We start from the raw sequence: 23,486 nt of genomic DNA on the forward strand, positions 1-23,486 counted from the left end.
AATTCGTTTGCTCCGCTATTCTGGTAATCCCGCATGGAAATCAAGGTCAATTTTCTCGACAACCTCCGGCTTGAAGCCAAGTTCGATGACTTCACCGTGGTGGCCGACCAGCCGATTCGCTACAAGGGCGATGGCTCGGCCCCCGGTCCGTTCGACTACTTCCTGGCTTCGTCGGCGTTGTGTGCGGCTTACTTTGTGAAGTTGTATTGCAGCACGCGCAACATCCCCACGGATAATATCCGTCTGTCACAGAACAACATTGTCGACCCGGAAAACCGCTACAACCAGATCTTCAAGATCCAGGTCGAGTTGCCTGCGGATATTTCCGACAAGGATCGCCAAGGCATCCTGCGCTCCATCGACCGCTGTACGGTCAAGAAGGTCGTACAGGCCGGGCCTGAGTTTGTCATCGAAGAGGTGGAAAACCTCGACGCCGATGCCCAGGCGTTGCTGATGCCGGCCTCTGCTTCGGACGCGGGCACTTATATCGCGGGCAAGGACCTGCCGCTGGAGCAGACCATCGCCAACATGTCGGCGATTCTCGCGGGCCTGGGCATGAAGATTGAGATCGCCTCGTGGCGCAATATCGTGCCCAATGTCTGGTCGCTGCATATCCGCGATGCCCATTCGCCGATGTGCTTTACCAACGGCAAGGGCGCGACCAAGGAAGGCGCACTGGCGTCGGCCCTGGGCGAGTTTATCGAACGCCTGAACTGCAACTTCTTCTACAACGACCAGTTCTGGGGCGAAGACATCGCCAATGCGGCGTTTGTGCATTACCCGGACGAGCGCTGGTTCAAGCCGGGCCGCAAAGATGCGCTGCCGACTGAGATCCTCGACGAGTACTGCTTGAAGATCTACAACCGCGATGGCGAATTGCGTGGTTCGCACCTGATCGACACCAACTCTGGCAATGAAGAGCGCGGCATCGTTTCGCTGCCATTCGTGCGCCAGTCGGATGGCGAGGTGGTGTATTTCCCCTCCAACCTGATCGAAAATCTCTACCTGAGCAACGGCATGAGTGCCGGTAACACCCTGGCTGAAGCCCAGGTGCAGTGCCTGTCGGAGATCTTCGAGCGCGCGGTGAAACGCGAAATCATCGAAGGCGAATTTGCCCTGCCGGATGTACCGGCCCACGTGCTGGCCAAATACCCAGGCATCCTCGCCGGTATCCAGGCCCTGGAAGAACAGGGGTTCCCGGTGCTGGTCAAGGACGCCTCCCTGGGCGGCGAATTCCCGGTAATGTGCGTGACCCTGATGAACCCGCGCACCGGTGGTGTGTTTGCCTCGTTCGGTGCCCACCCAAGCCTGGAAGTGGCGCTGGAGCGCAGCTTGACCGAGCTGCTCCAAGGCCGCAGTTTCGAAGGCCTGAACGATTTGCCGCAGCCGACCTTTGAAGGCCATGCGGTGACTGAACCGAATAACTTTGTCGAACACTTCATCGACTCCAGTGGCGTGGTGTCGTGGCGCTTCTTCAGTGCCAAGTCCGATTACGAATTCGTGGAATGGGACTTCTCCGGCCAGGGCGAAGACTCCAACGCCGAGGAAGCTGCGACCTTGTTCGGCATTCTCGAAGGCATGGGCAAGCAGGTCTACATGGCGGTCTACGAACATATCGGCGCCAAGGCCTGCCGCATCCTGGTGCCGGACTATTCGGAAATCTATCCGGTTGACGACCTGATCTGGGATAACACCAACAAGGCGCTGTTCTTCCGCGCCGATATCCTCAACCTGCACAGCCTGGATGAGGATGGCCTGCAAGCGCTGGTCGAGCGTCTGGTGGAAAGCGAACTGGATGACTACACCGATATCACCACCCTGATCGGCATCGAGTTCGACGACAACACCGCTTGGGGCCAGTTGACCATCCTGGAGTTGAAGCTGCTGATCTATCTCGCCTTGCAGCAGTTTGAAGAGGCGAAAGAGGCGGTGGAGATGTTCCTGCAGTACAACGACAACACCGTCGAGCGTGGCCTGTTCTACCAGGCGGTGAATGCGGTGCTGGAGATGCAACTGGACGAGGACCTGGAGTTGGAAGACTACGAGGCCAACTTGCGTCGCATGTTTGGCAACGAGCGCATGGATGCCGCCATCGGTTCGGTGGATGGCAGCGTGCGGTTCCATGGCTTGACGCCGACCAGCATGAAGCTCGAAGGCCTGGACCGACACCTGCGGTTGATCGACAGCTATAAAAAGCTGCACGCCGCTCGGGCTAATAGTTAGGACGGATCTCTTATGCACGCTGCAAAGCTCCAACTGATTCGCGAGACATTTCCTGTCGGCCCGTTGCAGTGCAACTGCACGATCATCGGCGACCCGATCAGCAAGAAGGCCATCGTGGTCGATCCGGGCGGCAACCATGAATTGATCCTGGCGCGGCTCGACGCGCTGGGCTTGAAGGTGGTGAGCATCATTCATACCCATGCGCATCTGGATCACTTCCTGGCTTCCGGCCAATTGAAGGAGAAGACCGGTGCCACGCTGCACCTGCACAAGGAAGATCAGTTCCTGTGGGATAACCTGGAAATGCAGTGCCAGATGTTCGGCGTGCCCTACACGCCGGTGCCGTCGCCGGACCGCTGGCTGGCCGATGATGAAGAGCTGGCGTGTGGCTGCGGGGTGGCCTTGCACACACCCGGGCATACACCGGGCTCCATGAGTTTCTGGTTTGCCGATGCCAAGCTGCTGATCGCCGGGGATACCTTGTTCCGGCGCGGGGTAGGACGTACAGATTTGTGGGGCGGCGACCAGGCGACCATCGTTCGCTCGATCCAGCAGCGCCTGTATACCCTGGATGAGGACGCGACCGTGGTGACGGGGCATGGTCCGGATACGCGACTGGGGGATGAAATGCGCGAAAATCCGTTTGTCAGGGCCTGATATGGCGAGGCTCTGCTAGTGTTCAGGTAAGCGCACCGGTCTCCATCTTTTGTTACAGGACAGAGGCCGGGCATGGAATTTTTGTCGTTTGTCGCGTTCCAAACTCGGCACAGGTCCATTGCCAATGTCCTCTGCATCACAGAATGCAAAAGTAGGAGCTTCCTTCATGTTCACTTCGCGTCGTCTGCTTGTTGTTGCTACAGCGGTAGCCCTGTTGTCGGGCTGTGCCTCCCCTAACCCTTACGATGGCAGCCAGGGGCAGGCGGACAGCGGTTCACAAGGCATGAGCAAAACCGCCAAGTACGGCGGCCTCGGCGCGCTGGCTGGCGCATTGGCTGGTGCAGCCATCGGCCATGATAACCGTGGCAAGGGCGCGCTGATCGGCGCAGCGGTGGCCGGTATCGGTGCCGCAGGTTATGGCTATTACGCCGACCAGCAGGAAAAGAAATTGCGTGAAAGCATGGCCAATACCGGCGTCGAGGTGCAGCGCCAGGGTGACCAGATCAAGTTGATCATGCCGGGTAACATCACCTTCGCGACCAACTCCGATGCAATTGCCAGCAGCTTCTACTCCCCGCTGAATAACTTGGCCAACTCGCTCAAGCAGTTCAACCAGAACACCATTCAGATCGTCGGCTACACCGACAGCACCGGCAGCCGCCAGCTCAACATGGACCTGTCCCAGCGTCGTGCGCAAAGCGTGGCCAATTACCTGACATCCCAAGGTGTGAGTCCGACCAACCTGACCACCCGCGGTGCCGGCCCGGATAACCCGATTGCCAGCAACGCCGACGTCAACGGCCGCGCACAGAACCGTCGTGTTGAGGTCAACCTCGGCCCGATCCCTGGCCAGCAATATGGTCAGCCTGCACAGCAGCAACAGCAGCAGAACAACCAGTTCCAGGGCAATCCATACCAGCAGTACCAGTAACCGTCAGCCACAAAAAAGGGCGCCGTGCAGTCAATGCACGGCGCCCTTTTTTGTGGCTGGTGATTACATCAGTCGATGTATTCGAACAGCTTGACGATTTTCTGTACGCCGGACACACCCTGCACCAGGTTGGTTGCGCGAGTGGCTTCCTGTTGAGTCAACAGTCCCATCAGGTAGACGATACCGTTATCAGTCACGACTTTGATCCGTGAGCCGGGAATCGCGCTGTCGGTCAACATCTGCGCCTTGATCTTGGTGGTCAGCACCGCATCGTTGCTGATTGCCAGCAGCGTGATCGGCTGCGTGACCTGCAATTCGTTGTGGACCTTCTTGACCCGTTGCACGGTTGCGGCGGCTTGTTCGGCCTGGGTCTTGAGGTCGGCGCGCGGGGTTTGCCCGGCGAGCAGCACGATGCCGTTGAAGCTGGTCACGACGATACGCGATGCGCCGTTGCCCAGGTCGGGTGCGGCCTTGGCGACGTTGACGCCGACCTTGGTTTCGATCAGCGAGTCATCGATCTTGCTACCAAAGGTGCGCGTGCCCCGGTCGTCCTGGATAGGTGTGTCGCGGGTCGCGGTGATGGCCGAGGTGCAGCCGCTGATACCGAGGCACAGCGTGATGGCCAAAAGGCTGAGGCGGTTAACGGTCATTCTTCACTCCCGAACAGTTGGCTGTCGATCAGATCGCACAGGCAGTGGATCGTCAGCAGATGGACTTCCTGAATACGTGCAGTGACATTGGCCGGGACGCGGATCTCCACGTCTTCGGGCAGCAGCAGCGAGGCCATGCCGCCACCGTCGCGGCCGGTCAATGCTACGACAATCATTTCGCGATCATGTGCGGCCTGGATCGCTTGAATAATGTTCGCCGAGTTTCCGCTGGTGGAAATAGCCAGCAGCACATCGCCCGGTTGGCCGAGGGCACGGATTTGTTTGGAAAAGATTTCGTTGTAGCTGTAGTCGTTGGCGATCGAGGTGATCGTCGACGAATCGGTGGTCAAGGCGATGGCTGGCAGGCTCGGTCGCTCGCGCTCAAAGCGGTTGAGCAGCTCGGAGGAAAAGTGCTGGGCGTCGCCGGCCGAACCACCGTTGCCACACGAAAGCATTTTGCCTTCGTTGAGCAGGGCGTTGACCATGACCTGGCTGGCTTGCTCGATGTGCGGTGCAAGTACGTCCATCGCCTGTTGCTTGGTATCGATACTGGCCTGGAAAAGCTGGCGAATTCGGGATTGCATGTCCATCTGTGTGACCTTAAGTAGCGCGGCTGTATGGCACACGAATGTGCAGCCCGCAAAGCAAAGAGCAAAAGTGTGCGGTGAAGATGTCCGATCCGTCCCGGTGGTGCTCAGCCGTCGAAGGCGTTGCGCAGCCAGTTCAGATCAGTGGTTCCGTGGGGCGTGCTTTCCATGGCAACCACATCGAAACGGCAGGGGGAGTCAGCCCAGCGACGTTCACTGAGCAGGAAAAACTGCGCGGCGAGTATCAGCTTTTGGCGTTTGCGCTCGTCGATACTGGCGAGCGCGCCACCCCATTGTGCGTATTTTCTGTAGCGGACTTCGACAAATACTACTGTATCGCCGTCAAGCATGACCAGATCAAGCTCGCCGCGTTTACACAACCAGTTCTGCGCCAGCAGGCGCAGACCCTGTTGTTGCAGGTGTTCAAGTGCTTGTTGTTCGGCATCCTTGCCGCTTTGTGCGCTGGAGCGTGAGGGCATCAGCGCGGGGTATCGGGCAGGCGTTCGATCTGGCCACTGACAAACTTGGCCCACGGCAGTTGGCGCTCGATCCGTTGGCTTGGGCTCATCCCCAGGTTGCCGGAAAGGCCATCGATGCGGGTATCCGGCAGCGCCTTGAGTTGACCCAGGCGCGGTGCCAGGCGGTAGGCATCCACACCCATCGCGTACAGGCGGCCCAGGCTGCCATTGGCTTGTGGCCATTGTGCGGTGACCTGGTTGCGCAGTGGATCAGTGGTGTTGAGCAGCCACGGCGTCTCGCAGAACATGATGGCGTTCATGTCGTTGTACTGGTTCTTGTCGCCGCTGGCGCTGTACACGTGGGAGGTGGCATACACCGGCACATCGCCTGCGTACTGGAAGTTCAGCGTTGGCTTGATCTGCTGGGCCTGCTGTGGCGTCACGGCGAGGAAGATGAATTCGATGTCCTGGCGGCGCGATGGCTGTGCGGCGACGTCAGCGCCGACCGTGCTTTGCAGGCTCTTGGCGCGGCCTTCGCTCTGGCGCAGCTTGAACAGGTCGGCGATCTGCTGGGCCAGGGCGACGGGCTGGTCGACATGCTCGACACCGATCAGGGTGCCGCCATTGGCTTCCCAGTCCTGACGGAAGGCCTTGAGTACGCGGTCGCCCCATTCGCCTTTCGGCACCATGGCAGCAGCGCGATGCAGGCCGTCGGCGCGGGCACGACGCGATACTTCGCGGGCTTCGTCCTCGGCAGCCAGGCCGAACTGGAACAGTTGTGCAGGCGCTTGATCGCCTTCGCTGTAGTTCAGGGCCAGGGTGGTGATGGGCAGTTGCGGGCGGGCGCTGAGTTGCTTGACCAGCGGTTTTTCCAGCGGGCCAATCACCAGTTGCACGCCGTCAGCCTGGGCCTTTTTGTAGAACTCATCGAGGGAGCTGACCCGCGAGCTGTCATAGAACTCGATGGTCGGTGGTTTCTGCCCGGCCTGCTGCGCCTGGTAGTGTGCGGCCAGGAAACCTTCGCGCAAAGCCTTGGCCACGTTGGCCAGCGGGCCTTGCTGCGGCAACAGCAGGGCGATTTTGTTCAGCGGCTGGCTCGCCAGCTCCTTGAGCTTGGTCAGCGGCAGGGGCAGTTGCACCGCCGCCGGATGCGCAGGGTTCTGCGCACGCCAGGTGTCGATGGCGGCTTGTTGCTGCTCCAGGGTGCCGGCGTTCTTGACGGACTGGGCCAGGCTGATCCAGCCATCGAGTGTCGGGTTACCGCTGGCCTGCAATTGCTCGCCAGGCACGGCGGCAATCAGGCTCCAGATGGCCTCGTGGTTGCTGGCGGCGGCAGCGCCCGTCAGCAGCGGGGCCATGTCCACGCGTTCGCGGGCTGCGGCCAGGGTCTGGCCATCGGCTTCAAAGGCGCGGGCGTGCACGGTGCCGGTGCGGACCTGTTGCTCCGGTGGCAACTCCTTGAGGTTTTGCAGGCTCGGATGGCTCAACGCCGTCAGCGCCGCCTTGGGCTGGTTGCGGGTCATGGCCAGCTCTGCAGTCAGGGTGCTGGCAAAGACCTGGGCCGCCGGCTTGAGGCTGTCCAGTGGCACCTGCGCGAGAATCTGCGCCGAGCGGCCGGGATTGTTCTGGTGGAAGGCCATGTCAGCCGCGCTCAGGCGCAGCAGTGCAGCTTTTTCCGGAGTCTTGGCCGAAGTCGCCTGTTCGAGCAACTGCTCGATCGTGGCATCCGGGGTCCGTGGGAGTTCGCCAAGGCTTGACGAGGGCGAGCTTGCGCAAGCCGCCAACAGGGCAGCCAGGCAAAGGGCAGAGAACAGCCGCAGGCAAGCGATCATGTAAGTGTTCCTGATACCGATCAAATTAGCGTGGAATTGTACCCAAGCACTGGCCGGGGCGCGATGTTACTGGCGTGAAACCGTCTATTTAGATCGTTTAAATGTTGCAGGGCGTCAGTAACCGCCGCAAACAGACCCGATGGACGCTACCCCGTTGGCGCATTTTCTTGACGTCTACGCGCTACAATGTGGCTTTTGCCAATCTTCGAGGTGTGCGCTTTGACTGCTCCAGGTCCTTTGAATTCCACTGCTGGCTCGCTTTTTGTGGTGGCGACGCCCATTGGCAACCTGGACGACATCAGCGCGCGGGCGCTGAAGGTGTTGCGCGAAGCCAAGTTGATTGCGGCGGAAGACACTCGGCACTCGCTGCGCCTGATGCAGCACTTTGGTATCACCACGCCCTTGGCGGCTTGTCACGAACATAACGAGCGTGACGAGGGTAGCCGCTTCATTACCCGCCTGTTGGCGGGGGACGACGTGGCGTTGATTTCCGATGCCGGTACCCCACTGATCTCCGACCCTGGCTACCACCTCGTGCGTCAGGCTCGTGCCGCTGGTATCAATGTAGTCCCGGTTCCCGGGGCGTGCGCGTTGATTGCGGCCTTGTCGGCGGCGGGCTTGCCGTCTGACCGCTTTATCTTTGAAGGCTTCCTGCCTGCCAAGGCCGTGGGGCGTCGCGCGCGCCTGGAGTTGTTAAAAGAGGAGCCGCGCACCCTGATCTTCTACGAAGCACCGCACCGCATCCTTGAGTGCCTGCAAGACATGGAGCTGGTCTTCGGTGGCGAGCGCCTGGCCCTGCTGGCGCGGGAGTTGACCAAGACCTTTGAAACCCTCAAGGGTTTGCCGCTGGAAGAGCTGCGCGCCTTTGTCGAGGGTGACAGTAATCAGCAGCGCGGCGAGTGTGTGGTGCTGGTCGCAGGCTGGAGTGCGCCGGAAAGTGAAGATGCCGTGGGCAGCGAAGCCATGCGCGTGCTGGACCTGTTGCTCAAGGAAATGCCGCTCAAGCGTGCGGCGGCCCTGGCGGCGGAAATAACCGGGGTGCGCAAGAACGTGTTGTATCAGGCTGCGCTTGATAAGCAAAAGAGCGAATAGTTCCAGGGTTTAACGTGCACGACGTCGGAACATGATGGCAATGCTGTCTTTTAATACTTGTTCTAAGGCCGCCGTGCCGTTAACCTTCGCGGCGGAGAGTCGATTGGACAGTCGCTGCCCTCTATGAAAATTAGGGGGGGGAGGAAAGTCCGGGCTCCATAGGGCGAAGTGCCAGGTAATGCCTGGGGGGCGTGAGCCTACGGAAAGTGCCACAGAAAATAACCGCCTAAGCACTTCGGTGCCGGTAAGGGTGAAAAGGTGCGGTAAGAGCGCACCGCACGACTGGCAACAGTTCGTGGCTAGGTAAACCCCACTTGGAGCAAGACCAAATAGGGTTCCAAGGCGTGGCCCGCGCTGGAACCGGGTAGGTTGCTAAAGATGTCCAGTGATGGCCATCGTAGACGAATGACTGTTCAAGACAGAACCCGGCTTATAGATCGACTCTCCACCTTTTTCCTTCTGCACGAGTCTCGGGCAGAAACCAGGTAGTAACGCAAGAATCCCTCCCTGCCAAATCATTGGCAGATGCGTCTTCGTAATACCGAAAAAATCTTACTCTTAATAAATTACTTTAACTTCAAGCTCTAGCTCTTTGAGCTATTTGGGGTTGTTGAGTCAAAAACATCGCCGAACTCTCGTTTCTCCTCCTTTTACGCTCCTAAATCTCCGTTCTGTAAGGCTTTTCCTTTAATCCGCGCCTTGACGGTGTGGTGGGCGCATTCCTATAGTGTGCGCAAGTGGCGGAAAGTGGCACAAAGTGGGTTTTTTGAACGTAAAACGCTAATATTTGGAGAAACGCATCTGTGTTTCGCGGAGCTAACGCTATCAGTCTCGATGCAAAAGGCCGTCTCGCCATGCCGAGCCGGTATCGTGACGAGCTCATTTCGCGAAGTTCAGGCCAGTTAATCATCACGATTGATGCCGTTGATCCATGTTTGTGCGTTTACCCACTCGATGAGTGGGAGTTGATTGAAACCAAGTTGCGCGCTCTGCCTTCGTTACGTGAAGAAAACCGCCGTCTGCAACGTTTGCTGATTGGTAATGCCGTCGACCTCGAACTCGATGGCAGTGGTCGTTTCCTGGTTCCGCCGCGTCTGCGCGAATACGCCAAGCTGGATAAGCGCGCGATGCTGGTAGGCCAACTGAACAAGTTCCAATTGTGGGACGAAGATGCCTGGGATGCTGTTTCTGCAGCTGACCTGGCTGCTATTCAACAACCGGGCGCCATGCCTGATGAACTGCGTGATTTGATCCTGTGACTATTGATAGCGGCTTTAACCACATCACCGTGCTGCTTGACGAAGCCGTCGAGGCTCTCGCCGTGCGCCCTGATGGCTGCTATCTGGATGGCACATTCGGGCGCGGCGGGCACAGCCGCTTGATCCTCAGCCAGCTTGGCCCGGAGGGCAAACTCCTCGGGTTCGACAAGGATCCCCAGGCGATTGCCACCGGGCAAGCGCTAGCGGCCGAAGACGGCCGCTTTGTCGTTGTGCAGCGCAGCTTTGCCGAGTTGGGTGCAGAAGTCGCCGAGCGGGGCATGGCGGGCAAGGTGGCCGGGGTCTTGCTGGACCTGGGCGTGTCTTCGCCACAGTTGGACGACCCTGAGCGCGGCTTCAGTTTCATGAACGATGGCCCGCTCGATATGCGCATGGACCCGAGCCGTGGCATCAGTGCTGCGCAGTTCATCGCCAGCGCGCCCCACGAAGAAATTGCCCGCGTGTTCAAGGAATATGGCGAAGAGCGTTTCGCCGGCCGCATGGCGCGTGCCGTGGTCGAGCGCCGGGAAATCCAGCCGTTCGAGCGCACTGCCGACTTGGCCGAAGTGCTGAAAGTCGCCAATCCTGCGTGGGAAAAGGGCAAAAACCCGGCGACCCGTGCATTCCAGGGCCTGCGCATTCACGTCAACAACGAACTGGGTGACCTGGAGGCTGGCCTTGAGGCGGCCCTGGAGTCCCTGGAAGTGGGTGGTCGCCTGGTGGTGATCAGTTTCCACTCCCTGGAAGACCGCATCGTCAAACTGTTCATGCGTCGTCTGGTCAAGGGCGAAACCGACAACCTGCCGCGCAACCTGCCGGTACGTTTCGAAGCCTTTGTGCCGAAAATCAAAATCCATGGCAAAGCGCAGTTCGCTTCCGAAGCCGAACTCAAGGCCAACCCACGTTCCCGTAGCGCCGTCATGCGCGTCGCGGAGAAGCTGCGGTGAGCAAGCTTTTCGCCAAGCCCCTTCCGGGCGGCAGCTTCTTTATGATGCTGCTGTATGTCGGCGTGCTGGTGTCCGCGATTGCGGTGTCCTACAGCGCCCACTGGAACCGTCAGTTGCTCAATAGCCTGTACGGCGAATTGAGCGTGCGTGACAAGGCGCAGGCGGAGTGGGGTCGGCTGATTCTGGAGCAAAGCACCTGGACGGCCCACAGCCGGATCGAAGTGCTGGCTGCCGAGCAACTGAAGATGCACATTCCTGGCGCAGCAGAAGTACGCATGGTGGCGCCATGATGAAACTCGAAGGCGCACTCTACCCGTGGCGCTTCCGCGTCGTGCTGGGCTTGCTCGCATTGATGGTGGGCGCGATTGTCTGGCGCATCGTCGACTTGCAGGTGGTGGACCGCGACTTCCTGATCGGCCAGGGCGATGCCCGCAGCCTGCGACATATCCCGATTCCAGCGCACCGCGGCCTGATCACCGACCGTAACGGCGAACCCCTGGCTGTCAGCACCCCGGTAACCACCCTGTGGGCCAACGCCAAGGAACTGCAAGTCGCCAAGGACAAGTGGACCGAGCTGGCCCACGCCCTCGGCCAGGACCCCAAGGCCCTCAAGGAACGTCTTGAAGCCCAGGCCAATAAAGAGTTCATCTATCTGGTTCGCGGCCTCACCCCCGAGCAGGGTCAAGGCGTACTCGACCTGAAAATCCCCGGTGTCTATGGCATCGAGGAATTCCGCCGTTTCTACCCGGCCGGTGAAACCACTGCCCACATGGTCGGCTTCACCGACATTGATGATCATGGTCGCGAAGGGGTGGAACTTGCCTACGACGAGTGGCTGGCCGGGGTTCCCGGCAAACGGCAGGTCATCAAGGATCGTCGCGGCAGACTGATCAAGGATGTCCAAGTCACCAAAAACGCCAAGGCCGGTAAGCCCTTGGCGTTGTCGATTGACCTGCGTCTGCAATACCTGGCCAACCGTGAGCTGCGCAACGCGATCATCGAGAACGGTGCCAAGGCCGGCAGCTTGGTGATCATGGATGTGAAGACCGGCGAGATCCTGGCCATGGTCAACCAGCCGACCTATAACCCGAACAACCGTCGCAACCTGCAACCGGCGATGATGCGTAACCGCGCGATGATCGACGTGTTCGAGCCGGGCTCGACCATGAAAGCCATCTCCATGAGTGCGGCCCTGGAAAGCGGGCGCTGGAAGCCGACCGACAAGGTCGAGGTGTATCCAGGCACCCTGCAGTTGGGCAAATACACCATTCGCGACGTATCGCGCAGCGAAGGCCCGGTGCTGGACCTGACCGGCATCCTGATCAACTCCAGTAACGTGGGCATGAGTAAAGTCGCCTTTGATATCGGCGGCGAGACCATCTACCACCTGGCGCAGAAGATCGGCCTGGGCCAGCCCACCGGCCTGGACTTCCCGGGCGAGCGCGTCGGCAACCTGCCCAACTACCGTGAGTGGCGCAAGGCCGAGACTGCGACCCTGTCCTACGGCTATGGCCTGTCGGTGACTGCGATCCAGTTGGCTCATGCTTTTTCCGTACTGGCCAACAATGGCCGCATGACGCCGTTGAGCCTGATCCACGTGGACGAAGCGCCGAAATCCGAACAGGTCATCCCGGAAAACGTCGCCAAGACCATGCAGACCATGCTGCAACAAGTGATCGAGGCGCCGCGTGGTGTGTTCCGTGCACAGGTCCCGGCCTATCACGTGGCCGGCAAGTCCGGTACCGCGCGTAAGACTTCGGTGGGCACCAAAGGCTATGCCGAAAACTCCTACCGCTCGTTGTTCGCCGGCTTCGGCCCCATGAGCGATCCGCGCTACGCCATCGTCGTGGTCATTGATGAGCCGAGCAAGGCCGGCTACTACGGTGGCCTGGTCTCGGCACCGGTATTCAGCAAAGTCATGTCCGGCACCCTGCGCTTGATGAACATCACGCCGGACAACCTGCCGCCGACCCAACAAGCCAACGCCGGACCACCGGCCGCAGCGGTAAAAGCCAATGGAGGGCGCGGCTGATGTCTCTTAGCCTGAACAAGATTTTCGCCCACGCTGGCCGCGATCTGTTGATCCGCGAATTGAGCCTGGACAGCCGCAATGTGCGCGCTGGCGACCTGTTCCTGGCCGTGCCGGGTGGCAAGCTCGATGGCCGTGCACACATTGCCGATGCCTTGCAGCGTGGTGCGGCAGCGGTGGCCTACGAAGTTGAAGGCGCCACTGTCCTGCCAATCACCGATGTGCCGCTGATCCCGGTCAAGGGCCTGGCGGCACAGCTGTCGGACATCGCCGGGCGCTTTTATGGCGACCCGAGTCGCCAGCTCAACCTGATTGGCGTTACCGGCACCAATGGCAAGACCAGCGTTACCCAGTTGGTGGCGCAGGCACTGGACCTGCTGGGCCAGCACTGCGGCATCGTCGGTACCCTGGGCACCGGTTTCTACGGCGCGCTGCAAAGCGGCCTGCACACCACGCCGAACCCGATTGCCGTGCAAGCGACCCTGGCCGACCTGAAAAAGGCCGGCGCCAAGGCGGTTGCCATGGAAGTTTCGTCCCATGGCCTGGATCAAGGCCGGGTGACCGCGCTGGCCTTCGACGTGGCGGTGATGACCAACCTGTCCCGCGACCACCTGGACTACCACGGCAGCATGGAGGCCTACGCTGCGGCCAAGGCCAAGCTGTTCGGCTGGAATGACCTCAAGTGCCGGGTGGTCAACCTGGACGATGCATTCGGTCGCCAACTGGCCGCTGAAATAAGTGAATCGCGCCTGATCAGCTACAGCCTGGAAGATTCCAGCGCCTACCTGTATTGCCGCGAAGCCCAGTTCAATGACGAAGGCGTACGCGCCACGCTGGTCACGCCCCAGGGCGAACACCATCTGCGCAGCACCTTGCTCGGTCGCTTCAACCTGAGCAACGTGCTGGCGGCCATCGGTGCCTTGCTCGGCCTGGATTACGCCCTGGATGAAATCCTGCGCGTACTGCCCAAGCTCGAAGGCCCGGCCGGGCGCATGCAGCGCCTGGGTGGTGGTACGCAACCGCTGGTGGTGGTCGATTACGCCCACACCCCGGATGCCCTGGAAAAAGTACTCGAAGCCCTGCGCCCGCACGCCAAGGGCAAGTTGCTGTGCCTGTTCGGCTGCGGCGGTGACCGTGATCGCGGCAAGCGCCCATTGATGGCTGAGATCGTCGAGCGCCTGGCAGATGCTGTGCTGGTGACTGACGACAACCCGCGCAGCGAAGCGCCGAGCCAGATTTTCGATGATATTCGTGCGGGCTTCAAAGACGCCTCTAAAGTGACCTTTGTTGCTGGTCGCGGTGCAGCTATTGCCCAATTGATTGCCAGCGCTGGTGCTGATGATGTGGTGGTCCTGGCCGGTAAAGGGCATGAGGACTATCAGGAAATCAACGGCGAGCGCCATGCCTTCTCCGATCTGGTCGAGGCTGATCACGCCTTGACTGCATGGGAGGTTGCCCATGCTTAAGGCCATGACATTCAGCGAACTGACCCAGGCCCTGGCGGCTCGCGTCCTGTCGAGCGATTGCAGTTTCGACGGCGTCAGCATCGACAGCCGCGCGATCAAGCTGGGGCAGTTGTTTGTTGCGCTGGCCGGGCCGCGTTTCGACGGTCATGACTACCTGAACGAAGTGGCCGCCAAGGGCGCGGCCGGCGCTCTGGTGCAGCGCGAAGTGGCTGATTCGACCTTGCCGCAATTACTGGTGGCCGATACGCGCCTGGCCCTTGGCCAACTGGGGGCCCTTAACCGCGCAGCGTTTACCAACCCGGTGGCTGCGATCACCGGCTCCAGTGGCAAAACCACGGTCAAGGAATTGCTCGCCGGCATCCTGCGCACGCGCGGGCCGGTGCTGGCCACCCGTGGCAACCTCAATAACGATTTTGGCGCACCGCTGACCCTGCTCGAACTGGCCCCGGAACACACGGCGGCGGTGATCGAGTTGGGCGCGTCGCGCATTGGCGAAATTGCCTATACCGTGGCCATGACCCGGCCGCACGTTGCCATCATCAATAATGCCGGCACCGCCCACGTTGGCGAGTTTGGCGGCCCCGAGAAAATTGTCGAAGCCAAGGGCGAAATCCTTGAAGGCCTCGACGCTTCGGGCACTGCGGTACTGAACCTGGACGACAAGGCCTTCGAAACCTGGCGTGTACGTGCCGCCGGCCGCAAGGTCCTGACATTTGCCGTGCATAACGCCGCCGCTGATTTCCACGCCTCGCGCATCACTGTCGATGCTCGTGGCTGCCCGGCTTTCACCCTGCACAGCCCGCAAGGTGATGAGCACGTCCAACTGAATCTGTTGGGTAACCATAACGTGGCCAATGCCCTGGCCGCAGCAGCTGCTGCTTATGCCCTGGGCGTGTCGCTGTTCGGGATTGCCACGGGTCTTGGCGCGGTACAACCGGTCAAGGGCCGTACCGTGGCGCAACTGGCGACCAACGGTATGCGCGTGATTGATGACACCTACAACGCCAACCAGTCCTCGGTCTGCGCCGCCATTGACCTGCTCAAAGGCTTCGATGGTCGCAAGGTCCTGGTGCTGGGCGATATCGCCGAGCTGGGCGACTGGGCCGAACAGTCCCATCGTGAAGTTGGTGGCTATGCCAGCGGCAAAGTAGACGCTTTCTACGCAGTCGGCCCGAACATGGCCCACGCCGTAGCTGCGTTTGGCTCCGCTGCCCGGCATTTCGCGACCCAGGCTGAATTGATCCAGGCCCTTGTCGGCGCCGAACAAGACAAACACACAACCATTTTGATCAAGGGATCGCGCAGCGCGGTGATGGAAAACGTCGTCGCGGCCTTGTGTGGCTCAAGTACGGAGAAACATTAATGCTGCTGCTGCTGGCTGAGTATCTGCAACAGTTCCACAAAGGCTTCGCGGTCTTTCAGTACCTGACCCTGCGCGGGATCCTGGGTGTGCTGACCGCGCTGTCGTTGTCGCTGTTTCTGGGGCCATGGATGATCCGTACTCTGCAAAACCTGCAGATCGGCCAGTCCGTGCGCAATGACGGCCCGCAGTCGCATCTGTCCAAGTCCGGCACGCCGACCATGGGCGGGGCGTTGATCCTGTCGTCCATCGGTATCAGCACCTTGCTCTGGGCCGACCTGGCCAACCGCTACGTGTGGGTGGTGTTGCTGGTGACCCTGTTCTTCGGGGCCATCGGCTGGGTCGACGACTACCGCAAAGTGATCGAGAAGAACTCCAAGGGCCTGCCAAGCCGCTGGAAGTACTTCTGGCAATCGGTGTTCGGCTTGGGCGCGGCGATCTTCCTTTATATGACTGCGCCAAGTGCGGTGGAAACCACCCTGCTGATTCCGATGCTCAAGGATGTGAGCATCCCGTTGGGCGTCGGCTTCGTAGTGCTGACCTACTTCGTGATCGTCGGCTCCAGCAACGCGGTCAACCTGACTGATGGCCTCGATGGCCTGGCGATCATGCCGACGGTCATGGTGGGCGGCGCCCTGGGCATCTTCTGCTACCTGTCGGGTAACGTGAAATTCGCGGAGTACCTGCTGATCCCTTATGTACCGGGCGCAGGTGAGTTGATCGTATTCTGCGGCGCGCTGATCGGCGCCGGCCTGGGGTTCCTGTGGTTCAACACCTACCCGGCGCAGGTGTTCATGGGCGACGTCGGCGCCCTGGCGCTGGGTGCGGCCCTGGGCACCATCGCCGTGATCGTGCGCCAGGAAATCGTCCTGTTCATCATGGGCGGTGTGTTCGTGATGGAGACCCTGTCGGTGGTGATCCAGGTGGCGTCCTTCAAGTTGACCGGCCGCCGTGTGTTTCGCATGGCGCCGATTCATCACCACTTTGAACTCAAGGGCTGGCCTGAGCCGCGGGTGATCGTCCGTTTCTGGATCATCACCGTGATTCTTGTGCTGGTTGGCCTTGCCACCCTGAAACTGAGGTAGAAACGAGTGTCCCTGATCGCTTCTGACCACTTCCGCATCGTTGTCGGCCTCGGCAAGAGCGGCATGTCCCTGGTTCGCTTCCTGGCGAACCGGGGCACGTCGTTTGCCGTGGCCGATACGCGGGAAAATCCACCGGAGCTGGTCACGCTGCGCCGTGACTACCCGCACGTGGAAGTGCGTTGTGGCGAGCTGGATGTCGAGTTTCTGTGCCGTGCCGACGAGCTCTACGTGAGCCCGGGCCTGGCCCTGGCTACACCGGCCCTGCAAGCCGCCGCAGCGCGTGGCGTGAAGTTGTCTGGCGATATCGAGTTGTTTGCCCGCAACGCCAAGGCGCCGATCGTGGCGATCAGCGGCTCCAACGCCAAGAGCACCGTCACTACCCTGGTCGGCGAGATGGCGGCTGCGGCCGGCAAGCGCGTGGCTGTGGGCGGTAACCTCGGTACGCCGGCGCTGGACCTGCTCAGCGACGATATCGAGCTGTACGTGATGGAGCTGTCGAGCTTCCAGTTGGAGACTACCGATCAACTCGGCGCCGAAGTGGCCACCGTGTTGAACGTCAGCGAAGACCATATGGACCGCTACAGCGGCCTACCGGCTTATCACCTGGCCAAGCACCGGATCTTCCGGGGCGCGCGGCAGGTGGTGGTCAATCGCCAGGATGCCCTGAGCCGTCCGTTGATGGGCGAAGGCCTGCCATGCTGGACGTTTGGCCTGAGCAAACCCGATTTCAAGGCCTTTGGTATCCGTGAAGAGAATGGCGAGAAATACCTGGCCTTCGAATTCCAGAACCTGATGCCGGTGCGTGAACTGAAGATCCGTGGCGCCCATAACCAGTCCAATGCCCTGGCGGCCTTGGCATTGGGGCACGCGGTTGGCCTGCCGTTCGACGCGATGCTGTCGAGCCTGCGCACCTTTGCCGGCCTTGAACACCGCTGCCAGTGGGTGCGCGACCTGGATGGCGTGAGCTACTACAACGATTCCAAGGCCACCAACGTCGGTGCCGCACTGGCCGCCATTGAAGGCCTGGGCGCCGATATCGACGGCAAGCTGGTGCTGATCGCCGGTGGCGATGGCAAGGGTGCCGACTTCAAGGACCTCAAGAACCCGGTGGCAGCCCATTGCCGCGCCGTGGTGTTGATGGGCCGTGATTCGGACTTGATTGCCGCCGCCCTGGGCGACGCTGTGCCGCAAGTGCGTGCCACCTCGCTGGACGACGCCATCGCCCAATGCCGTGCCCTGGCCCAGCCCGGCGATGCCGTGCTGCTGTCGCCAGCCTGCGCGAGTTTCGACATGTTCAAGAACTACGAAGAGCGCGGCCAGTTGTTCGCCCGCGCCGTGGAGGGCTTGGCATGAGTCTGGACCTGAAAAACATCATCAAGCCGTACCCGTCGCCGATCATTACCGGGCGCGGGATCGACCTCGACTTCCCGATGCTCGCCGGTTGCCTGGCGCTGCTGGGCCTGGGCCTGGTGATGATCACCTCGGCGTCCTCGGAAGTGGCCGCCGTGCAGTCGGGCAACACGCTGTACCACATGATCCGCCACCTGATTTACCTGGTGATCGGTCTCGGCGCCTGCATCGTCACCATGATGATTCCTATCGCCACCTGGCAGCGCCTGGGTTGGCTGATGCTGATCGGCGCCTTCGGCTTGCTGGTGATGGTGATCGTCCCCGGTATCGGCCGTGAAGTGAATGGTTCGATGCGCTGGATCGGCTTCGGTGCCTTCAACGTGCAGCCCTCGGAAATTGCCAAGGTATTCGTGGTGATTTACCTGGCCGGCTACCTCGTGCGCCGGCAGAAAGAAGTGCGCGAAAGCTGGATGGGCTTTTTCAAACCGTTCATCGTGCTGCTGCCCATGGCCGGCCTGCTGCTGATGGAGCCGGACTTCGGCGCCACCGTGGTGATGATGGGCGCGGCTGCGGCGATGCTGTTCCTCGGTGGCGTGGGCCTGTTCCGCTTTGCCTTGATGGTCGGGCTGGCGGTTGCCGCCGTGACGATTCTGGTGCAGGCGCAACCCTATCGGATGGCGCGACTGATCACCTTTACCGACCCCTGGTCCGACCAGTTCGGTTCCGGCTACCAGTTGACCCAGGCACTGATCGCCTTCGGTCGCGGCGAGTGGCTGGGTGTGGGCCTGGGCAACAGTGTGCAGAAGCAGTTCTACCTGCCGGAAGCGCATACCGACTTCGTGTTCTCGGTCCTCGCCGAAGAGCTGGGCGTGGTTGGCTCCCTGGCCACTGTCGGGCTGTTCGTGTTCGTCTGCGTGCGGGCCATGTACATCGGCCTGTGGGCGGAGAAAGCCAAGCAATTCTTTGCGGCCTATGTCGCATACGGCCTGGCCTTCCTGTGGATCGGCCAGTTCCTGATCAACATCGGCGTGAACGTCGGCCTGCTGCCGACCAAGGGCCTGACCTTGCCGTTCCTCAGCTACGGCGGCAGCTCGTTGGTGATCTGCTGTGCCTGTCTCGGCTTGTTGCTGCGTATCGAATGGGAGAGTCGAACCCATTTGGGCAGCGAAGAGATGGAATTCAGCGAGAGCGACTTTGCCGAGGAGCCGACCCATGGGCGCTAACGTGCTGATCATGGCTGGCGGCACCGGCGGCCACGTGTTCCCGGCGCTGGCCTGTGCCCGTGAGTTCCAGGCCCGTGGCTACACCGTGCATTGGCTGGGCACACCGCGTGGCATTGAAAATGAGTTGGTCCCGGCTGCCGGTTTGTCCCTGCACCTGATCAACGTCAGCGGCCTGCGTGGCAAGAGCAAGTTGTCCCTGCTCAAGGCGCCGTTCGTGTTGCTCAAGGCGGTGTGGCAGGCGCGCAAGGTCATCCGTGAATTGAAACCGGTTTGTGTGCTGGGTTTTGGTGGCTATGTCACCGGCCCCGGCGGCGTGGCCGCGCGGTTGGCGGGTGTGCCGGTGATCGTCCACGAACAGAATGCCGTGGCCGGTACGGCCAACCGTCTGTTGGCGCCTTTGGCTGCGCGGGTATGCGAGGCGTTCCCGAATACGTTTGCGGCCATGGACAAGCGGCGCACCACCGGCAACCCGGTGCGTACCGAACTGTTCATGGACATTACCCGCCAGGCCCTGGTCGGGCGCAAGGCTCACCTGCTGATCCTGGGCGGAAGCCTGGGCGCCGAGCCGTTGAACAAATTGCTGCCAGAAGCGCTGGCGCAACTGCCTGTGGACCTGCGTCCCGAGATCTTCCACCAGGCTGGCAAGAACCACGATGAAGTGACCGCTGGCCGCTACCGCGAGGCCGGGGTCGAGGCGACAGTAGAGCCTTTTATCAAAGACATGGCCCATGCCTATGGCTGGGCCGACCTGGTGGTCTGTCGCGCAGGTGCGTTGACCGTCAGTGAACTGGCTGCCGCCGGTCTGCCGTCCTTGCTGGTGCCTTTGCCCCACGCGATTGACGATCACCAGACCCGCAACGCCGAATATTTGGCCGCAGAGGGCGCTGCCTTCCTGCTGCCGCAAAGAACGACTGGCGCCGCCGACCTGGCCGCTCGCCTGACTGAGGTTTTGATGCAACCCGAACGACTGAACAGCATGGCGAGCACCGCAAGCCGCCTGGCCAAACCCGACGCCACCCGCAGCGTGGTCGATATCTGCCTGGAGGTGGCCCATGGTTGAGAATCAAAAAGCCATGCCGCAACCGGAAATGCGCCGCATCCGTCGCATCCACTTCGTCGGTATCGGCGGCGTGGGCATGTGCGGGATCGCCGAGGTGTTGCTGAACCTGGGTTACCAGGTTTCCGGCTCCGATCTCAAGACCTCGCCGGTCACCGAGCGCCTGGAATCGTTCGGCGCGCAGATCTTTATCGGCCACCGTGCCGAGAACGCCGCGCAAGCCGATGTACTGGTGGTTTCCAGCGCCGTGAACACCTCCAACCCGGAAGTGGCCACTGCCCTTGAACGCCGTATTCCGGTAGTGCCGCGCGCCGAGATGCTGGCTGAGCTGATGCGCTACCGCCACGGCATCGCCGTCGCCGGTACCCACGGCAAGACCACCACCACCAGCCTGATCGCCTCGGTGTTCGCTGCCGGCGGCCTGGACCCGACCTTCGTGATCGGTGGCCGGCTGAATGCAGCAGGTACCAATGCACAACTGGGTACCAGCCGCTATCTGATCGCCGAAGCCGATGAAAGCGATGCCAGCTTCCTGCACCTGCAACCTTTGGTCGCTGTGGTCACCAACATCGACGCCGACCATATGGCGACCTACGACGGTGACTTCAACAAACTGAAGAAAACCTTCGTCGAGTTCCTGCACAACCTGCCGTTCTATGGCTTGGCCGTGCTGTGCCTGGACGATCTGGTGGTGCGGGAAATCCTGCCATTGGTCAAGCGTCCGACCGTGACCTACGGCTTCAGCGAAGACGCTGACGTGCGCGCGATCAATGTTCGCCAGCAAGGCATGCAGACGTTCTTCACCGTGTTGCGCCCGGATCGCGAACCGTTGGACGTGTCGGTGAACATGCCGGGCAACCACAATGTGCTCAATTCCCTGGCAACCATCTGCATTGCCACCGATGAAGGCGTCAGTGATGAAGCCATCGTCGAAGGTCTGTCGGGCTTTGCCGGCGTGGGCCGGCGCTTCCAGGTCTACGGCCAGTTGCCGGTAGAAGGCGGCGAAGTGATGCTGGTGGACGACTACGGTCACCATCCGACCGAAGTTGCGGCCGTGATCAAGGCTGTGCGCGGTGGTTGGCCGGAGCGTCGCCTGGTGATGGTCTACCAGCCGCACCGCTATAGCCGCACCCGCGACCTGTACGACGACTTTGTAAATGTATTGGCCGATGCCAACGTGTTGCTGCTGATGGAAGTCTACCCGGCCGGTGAAGAACCGATCCCCGGCGCCGACAGCCGCAAGCTGTGCAACAGCATCCGCCAGCGCGGCCAGTTGGACCCGATCTACATCGAGCGGGGTGTCGACCTGGCGCCAATCGTCAAGCCGTTGCTGCGTGCCGGCGACATCCTGCTGTGCCAGGGTGCCGGTGATATCGGCGGCCTTGCCCCTAAATTGTTGGCGAGCCCGCTCTTCGCCGTGGCCAAGGGGAAGTCGAAATGATCACTGACTACGGCTCCCTGTTCTCCACCATCGCGCCTGCCGATTTCGGCCGTGTGGCGGTGCTGTTCGGCGGCAAGAGTGCTGAGCGCGAAGTGTCGCTCAAGTCCGGCAATGCCGTACTTGAAGCCCTGCAAAGTGCAGGCGTGAATGCCTTTGGTATCGACGTGGGCGATGACTTCCTCGCCCGCCTGCTGGCCGAGAAGATCGACCGCGCCTTCATCATCCTGCACGGTCGTGGCGGTGAAGACGGCAGCATGCAGGGCTTGCTGGAGTGTGCTGGCATTCCCTACACCGGCAGCGGCATCCTCGCTTCGGCACTGGCCATGGACAAGTTGCGCACCAAGCAGGTGTGGCACAGCCTGGGGATTCCAACCCCGCGTCACAGTGTGCTGTGCAGCGAAGACGATTGTATTTCTGCAGCCAAGGAACTGGGCCTGCCTTTGATCGTCAAACCTGCCCATGAAGGCTCCAGTATCGGCATGGCCAAAGTGAACTCGGCCGCCGAATTGATCGACGCATGGAAAGCGGCAAGTACCTACGATTCGCAAGTGTTGGTGGAACAGTGGATCCAGGGTCCCGAGTACACCATCGCCACCCTGCGTGGCCAGGTATTGCCGCCCATCGCATTGGGCACGCCCCACACCTTTTACGACTACGACGCCAAGTATGTGGCTTCCGATACCCAGTACCGGATCCCATGCGGCCTCGATGCAACCAAAGAGCAGGAATTGATGGACCTCACGGCGAAAGCCTGTGAGGCGTTGGGTATCGCCGGTTGGGCGCGGGCAGACGTGATGCAGGATGACCAGGGGAATTTCTGGTTCCTTGAAGTCAACACTGCGCCGGGCATGACCGATCACAGCCTGGTCCCCATGGCTGCACGCGCAGCCGGCCTGGATTTCCAGCAGTTGGTGCTGGCAATTCTGGCGGCTAGCTATATAGAGGCACGAGGTTAAGACCATGCAAGGCGCATCGCTTCGTCATCAGCAACCCGCTCCCGGCCGCAAGCCGGTGCCGCGTGGTGCCAGTCGAATGGTGGCTAAAGAGCCGATGTCGGCGCGCCTGCCGAAAGCCAACTTTGGTTTTCTCAAGGCCTTGTTCTGGCCGGTGCTGCTGGTGGCGCTGGGCTTTGGTACCTATGAAGGTGCGCAGCGCCTGTTGCCGTATGCCGACCGCCCGATCACCAAGATCAGCGTGCAGGGCGACTTGAGCTACATCAGCCAGCAAGCGGTGCAGCAGCGGATCGCGCCTTTTGTCGCGGCGAGCTTCTTCACCATCGACCTGGCAGGCATGCGTGCCGAACTGGAACAGATGCCGTGGATTGCCCACGCCGAAGTACGGCGCGTGTGGCCGGATCAAGTGACGATCCGCCTGGAAGAGCAACTGCCCGTGGCCCGTTGGGGCGACGAGGCGCTGTTGAACAACCAGGGCCAGGCGTTCAACCCGCGTGAGCTGGCCAACTACGAGCATTTGCCGCAGTTGTTCGGACCGCAACGGGCACAGCAGCAAGTGATGCAGCAGTACCAGGCGTTGAGCCAGATGCTGCGGCCACTGGGCTTCTCCATTGCGCGCCTGGAATTGCGCGAGCGGGGCAGTTGGTTCCTGACCACCGGGGCAGGCAGTTCCGGCCCGGGCATCGAGTTGTTGCTGGGACGCGACCACTTGGTGGAGAAGATGCGCCGCTTTATCGCCATCTACGACAAAACCCTGAAAGAACAGATTACGAACATTGCGAGCATCGACCTGCGTTACGCCAACGGCCTGGCCGTTAGCTGGCGCGAACCGGCTGCGCCCACGGCAGCGCAACCCGCTGTCGCGAAGAATTAAGAAGAGGCAGGACCC

Annotated in this window: 21 protein-coding genes and 1 other RNA gene; 18 read left to right on the plus strand and 4 right to left on the minus strand. The window is 61.0% G+C overall.

Features of this window, described 5'->3' with window-relative positions; translation table 11 throughout:
* Positions 1–33 precede the first annotated feature (33 nt).
* From KL786_RS01040 to KL786_RS01050, 3 genes are all read left to right on the plus strand, one after another.
* Complete coding sequence (locus KL786_RS01040; protein ID WP_215516430.1) at positions 34–2,223, plus strand: OsmC domain/YcaO domain-containing protein; 2,190 nt, start codon at positions 34–36, stop codon at positions 2,221–2,223.
* Between the two features lie 12 nt (positions 2,224–2,235).
* Positions 2,236–2,880: an MBL fold metallo-hydrolase gene (locus KL786_RS01045; RefSeq protein WP_032860052.1), complete on the plus strand. Its 645-nt coding sequence runs from the start codon at positions 2,236–2,238 to the stop codon at positions 2,878–2,880.
* 166 nt (positions 2,881–3,046) lie between these two features.
* Entirely contained in the window at positions 3,047–3,811 is a 765-nt protein-coding gene (locus KL786_RS01050; RefSeq protein WP_032860051.1) for a YiaD family glycine zipper/OmpA-like lipoprotein, read from the plus strand.
* 68 nt (positions 3,812–3,879) lie between these two features.
* On the opposite strand, the gene KL786_RS01055 is transcribed toward KL786_RS01050, so the two are convergent.
* From KL786_RS01055 to KL786_RS01070, 4 genes are all read right to left on the minus strand, one after another.
* Positions 3,880–4,461 (minus strand): BON domain-containing protein, encoded by a 582-nt coding sequence (locus KL786_RS01055; protein ID WP_032860050.1) that lies wholly within the window; start codon positions 4,459–4,461, stop codon positions 3,880–3,882.
* The gene (locus KL786_RS01060) at positions 4,458–5,051 is read right to left on the minus strand and encodes a phosphoheptose isomerase (RefSeq protein WP_003171862.1); all 594 of its coding nucleotides are present in this window, start codon (positions 5,049–5,051) and stop codon (positions 4,458–4,460) included. Before KL786_RS01060 ends, KL786_RS01055 begins: the two co-directional genes overlap by 4 nt.
* A 104-nt stretch (positions 5,052–5,155) precedes the next feature.
* Positions 5,156–5,527 (minus strand): YraN family protein, encoded by a 372-nt coding sequence (locus KL786_RS01065; protein ID WP_215516431.1) that lies wholly within the window; start codon positions 5,525–5,527, stop codon positions 5,156–5,158.
* Positions 5,527–7,338, minus strand: coding sequence for a penicillin-binding protein activator (locus tag KL786_RS01070; RefSeq protein ID WP_215516432.1), 1,812 nt, complete (start codon positions 7,336–7,338; stop codon positions 5,527–5,529). Before KL786_RS01070 ends, KL786_RS01065 begins: the two co-directional genes overlap by 1 nt.
* A 186-nt stretch (positions 7,339–7,524) precedes the next feature.
* On the opposite strand from KL786_RS01070, the gene rsmI reads away from it, so the two are divergent.
* The 15 genes from rsmI to KL786_RS01145 all read left to right on the plus strand — a co-directional run bounded on the left by rsmI (position 7,525) and on the right by KL786_RS01145 (position 23,471).
* Positions 7,525–8,430, plus strand: coding sequence for a 16S rRNA (cytidine(1402)-2'-O)-methyltransferase (rsmI, locus tag KL786_RS01075; protein WP_215516433.1), 906 nt, complete (start codon positions 7,525–7,527; stop codon positions 8,428–8,430).
* A 95-nt stretch (positions 8,431–8,525) separates the two neighbouring features.
* Positions 8,526–8,879, plus strand: an RNA gene (rnpB, locus tag KL786_RS01080) — RNase P RNA component class A.
* A gap of 354 nt (positions 8,880–9,233) precedes the next feature.
* On the plus strand, positions 9,234–9,689 hold the full coding sequence (gene mraZ / locus KL786_RS01085) for a division/cell wall cluster transcriptional repressor MraZ (RefSeq protein WP_003171868.1): 456 nt from the start codon (positions 9,234–9,236) through the stop codon (positions 9,687–9,689).
* On the plus strand, positions 9,686–10,633 hold the full coding sequence (rsmH, locus tag KL786_RS01090; RefSeq protein WP_458729818.1) for a 16S rRNA (cytosine(1402)-N(4))-methyltransferase RsmH: 948 nt from the start codon (positions 9,686–9,688) through the stop codon (positions 10,631–10,633). The genes mraZ and rsmH overlap by 4 nt, the downstream gene beginning before the upstream one ends.
* Positions 10,630–10,923: a cell division protein FtsL gene (ftsL, locus tag KL786_RS01095; RefSeq protein ID WP_029297818.1), complete on the plus strand. Its 294-nt coding sequence runs from the start codon at positions 10,630–10,632 to the stop codon at positions 10,921–10,923. The genes rsmH and ftsL overlap by 4 nt, the downstream gene beginning before the upstream one ends.
* Positions 10,923–12,665 (plus strand): peptidoglycan D,D-transpeptidase FtsI family protein, encoded by a 1,743-nt coding sequence (locus KL786_RS01100; protein ID WP_167360833.1) that lies wholly within the window; start codon positions 10,923–10,925, stop codon positions 12,663–12,665. The genes ftsL and KL786_RS01100 overlap by 1 nt, the downstream gene beginning before the upstream one ends.
* Entirely contained in the window at positions 12,665–14,128 is a 1,464-nt protein-coding gene (locus tag KL786_RS01105; RefSeq protein ID WP_215516434.1) for a UDP-N-acetylmuramoyl-L-alanyl-D-glutamate--2,6-diaminopimelate ligase, read from the plus strand. The genes KL786_RS01100 and KL786_RS01105 overlap by 1 nt, the downstream gene beginning before the upstream one ends.
* Positions 14,121–15,491: a UDP-N-acetylmuramoyl-tripeptide--D-alanyl-D-alanine ligase gene (locus KL786_RS01110; RefSeq protein WP_215516435.1), complete on the plus strand. Its 1,371-nt coding sequence runs from the start codon at positions 14,121–14,123 to the stop codon at positions 15,489–15,491. Before KL786_RS01105 ends, KL786_RS01110 begins: the two co-directional genes overlap by 8 nt.
* Entirely contained in the window at positions 15,491–16,573 is a 1,083-nt protein-coding gene (gene mraY / locus KL786_RS01115; RefSeq protein ID WP_215516436.1) for a phospho-N-acetylmuramoyl-pentapeptide-transferase, read from the plus strand. The genes KL786_RS01110 and mraY overlap by 1 nt, the downstream gene beginning before the upstream one ends.
* Before the next feature lie 6 nt (positions 16,574–16,579).
* Positions 16,580–17,926 carry a UDP-N-acetylmuramoyl-L-alanine--D-glutamate ligase gene (gene murD, locus KL786_RS01120; protein WP_215516437.1) on the plus strand — a complete coding sequence of 449 codons (1,347 nt, stop codon included), beginning with the start codon at positions 16,580–16,582 and terminating at the stop codon, positions 17,924–17,926.
* Entirely contained in the window at positions 17,923–19,146 is a 1,224-nt protein-coding gene (gene ftsW, locus KL786_RS01125) for a putative lipid II flippase FtsW (RefSeq protein ID WP_029297828.1), read from the plus strand. Before murD ends, ftsW begins: the two co-directional genes overlap by 4 nt.
* The gene (gene murG, locus KL786_RS01130) at positions 19,136–20,206 is read left to right on the plus strand and encodes an undecaprenyldiphospho-muramoylpentapeptide beta-N-acetylglucosaminyltransferase (RefSeq protein WP_215516438.1); all 1,071 of its coding nucleotides are present in this window, start codon (positions 19,136–19,138) and stop codon (positions 20,204–20,206) included. The genes ftsW and murG overlap by 11 nt, the downstream gene beginning before the upstream one ends.
* Positions 20,199–21,644, plus strand: coding sequence for a UDP-N-acetylmuramate--L-alanine ligase (murC, locus tag KL786_RS01135; RefSeq protein ID WP_215516439.1), 1,446 nt, complete (start codon positions 20,199–20,201; stop codon positions 21,642–21,644). The genes murG and murC overlap by 8 nt, the downstream gene beginning before the upstream one ends.
* Positions 21,641–22,600, plus strand: a complete 960-nt coding sequence (locus tag KL786_RS01140; protein ID WP_215516440.1) for a D-alanine--D-alanine ligase — start codon at positions 21,641–21,643, stop codon at positions 22,598–22,600. Before murC ends, KL786_RS01140 begins: the two co-directional genes overlap by 4 nt.
* Positions 22,601–22,604: 4 nt before the next feature.
* Complete coding sequence (locus KL786_RS01145; protein WP_029297835.1) at positions 22,605–23,471, plus strand: cell division protein FtsQ/DivIB; 867 nt, start codon at positions 22,605–22,607, stop codon at positions 23,469–23,471.
* Positions 23,472–23,486 lie beyond the last annotated feature (15 nt).

This window comes from Pseudomonas sp. TAE6080 (assembly GCF_018732265.1).
Lineage (GTDB): Bacteria > Pseudomonadota > Gammaproteobacteria > Pseudomonadales > Pseudomonadaceae > Aquipseudomonas > Aquipseudomonas brenneri.

Coding starts and splice junctions, on each gene's coding strand:
- KL786_RS01040 (WP_215516430.1), top strand. CDS start 34: ATGGAAATCAAGGTCAATTTTCTCGACAACCTCCGGCTTGAAGCCAAG.
- KL786_RS01045 (WP_032860052.1), top strand. CDS start 2,236: ATGCACGCTGCAAAGCTCCAACTGATTCGCGAGACATTTCCTGTCGGC.
- KL786_RS01050 (WP_032860051.1), top strand. CDS start 3,047: ATGTTCACTTCGCGTCGTCTGCTTGTTGTTGCTACAGCGGTAGCCCTG.
- KL786_RS01055 (WP_032860050.1), bottom strand. CDS start 4,461: ATGACCGTTAACCGCCTCAGCCTTTTGGCCATCACGCTGTGCCTCGGT.
- KL786_RS01060 (WP_003171862.1), bottom strand. CDS start 5,051: ATGGACATGCAATCCCGAATTCGCCAGCTTTTCCAGGCCAGTATCGAT.
- KL786_RS01065 (WP_215516431.1), bottom strand. CDS start 5,527: ATGCCCTCACGCTCCAGCGCACAAAGCGGCAAGGATGCCGAACAACAA.
- KL786_RS01070 (WP_215516432.1), bottom strand. CDS start 7,338: ATGATCGCTTGCCTGCGGCTGTTCTCTGCCCTTTGCCTGGCTGCCCTG.
- rsmI (WP_215516433.1), top strand. CDS start 7,525: ATGTGGCTTTTGCCAATCTTCGAGGTGTGCGCTTTGACTGCTCCAGGT.
- KL786_RS01100 (WP_167360833.1), top strand. CDS start 10,923: ATGAAACTCGAAGGCGCACTCTACCCGTGGCGCTTCCGCGTCGTGCTG.
- KL786_RS01105 (WP_215516434.1), top strand. CDS start 12,665: ATGTCTCTTAGCCTGAACAAGATTTTCGCCCACGCTGGCCGCGATCTG.
- KL786_RS01110 (WP_215516435.1), top strand. CDS start 14,121: ATGCTTAAGGCCATGACATTCAGCGAACTGACCCAGGCCCTGGCGGCT.
- mraY (WP_215516436.1), top strand. CDS start 15,491: ATGCTGCTGCTGCTGGCTGAGTATCTGCAACAGTTCCACAAAGGCTTC.
- ftsW (WP_029297828.1), top strand. CDS start 17,923: ATGAGTCTGGACCTGAAAAACATCATCAAGCCGTACCCGTCGCCGATC.
- murG (WP_215516438.1), top strand. CDS start 19,136: ATGGGCGCTAACGTGCTGATCATGGCTGGCGGCACCGGCGGCCACGTG.
- murC (WP_215516439.1), top strand. CDS start 20,199: ATGGTTGAGAATCAAAAAGCCATGCCGCAACCGGAAATGCGCCGCATC.
- KL786_RS01140 (WP_215516440.1), top strand. CDS start 21,641: ATGATCACTGACTACGGCTCCCTGTTCTCCACCATCGCGCCTGCCGAT.
- KL786_RS01145 (WP_029297835.1), top strand. CDS start 22,605: ATGCAAGGCGCATCGCTTCGTCATCAGCAACCCGCTCCCGGCCGCAAG.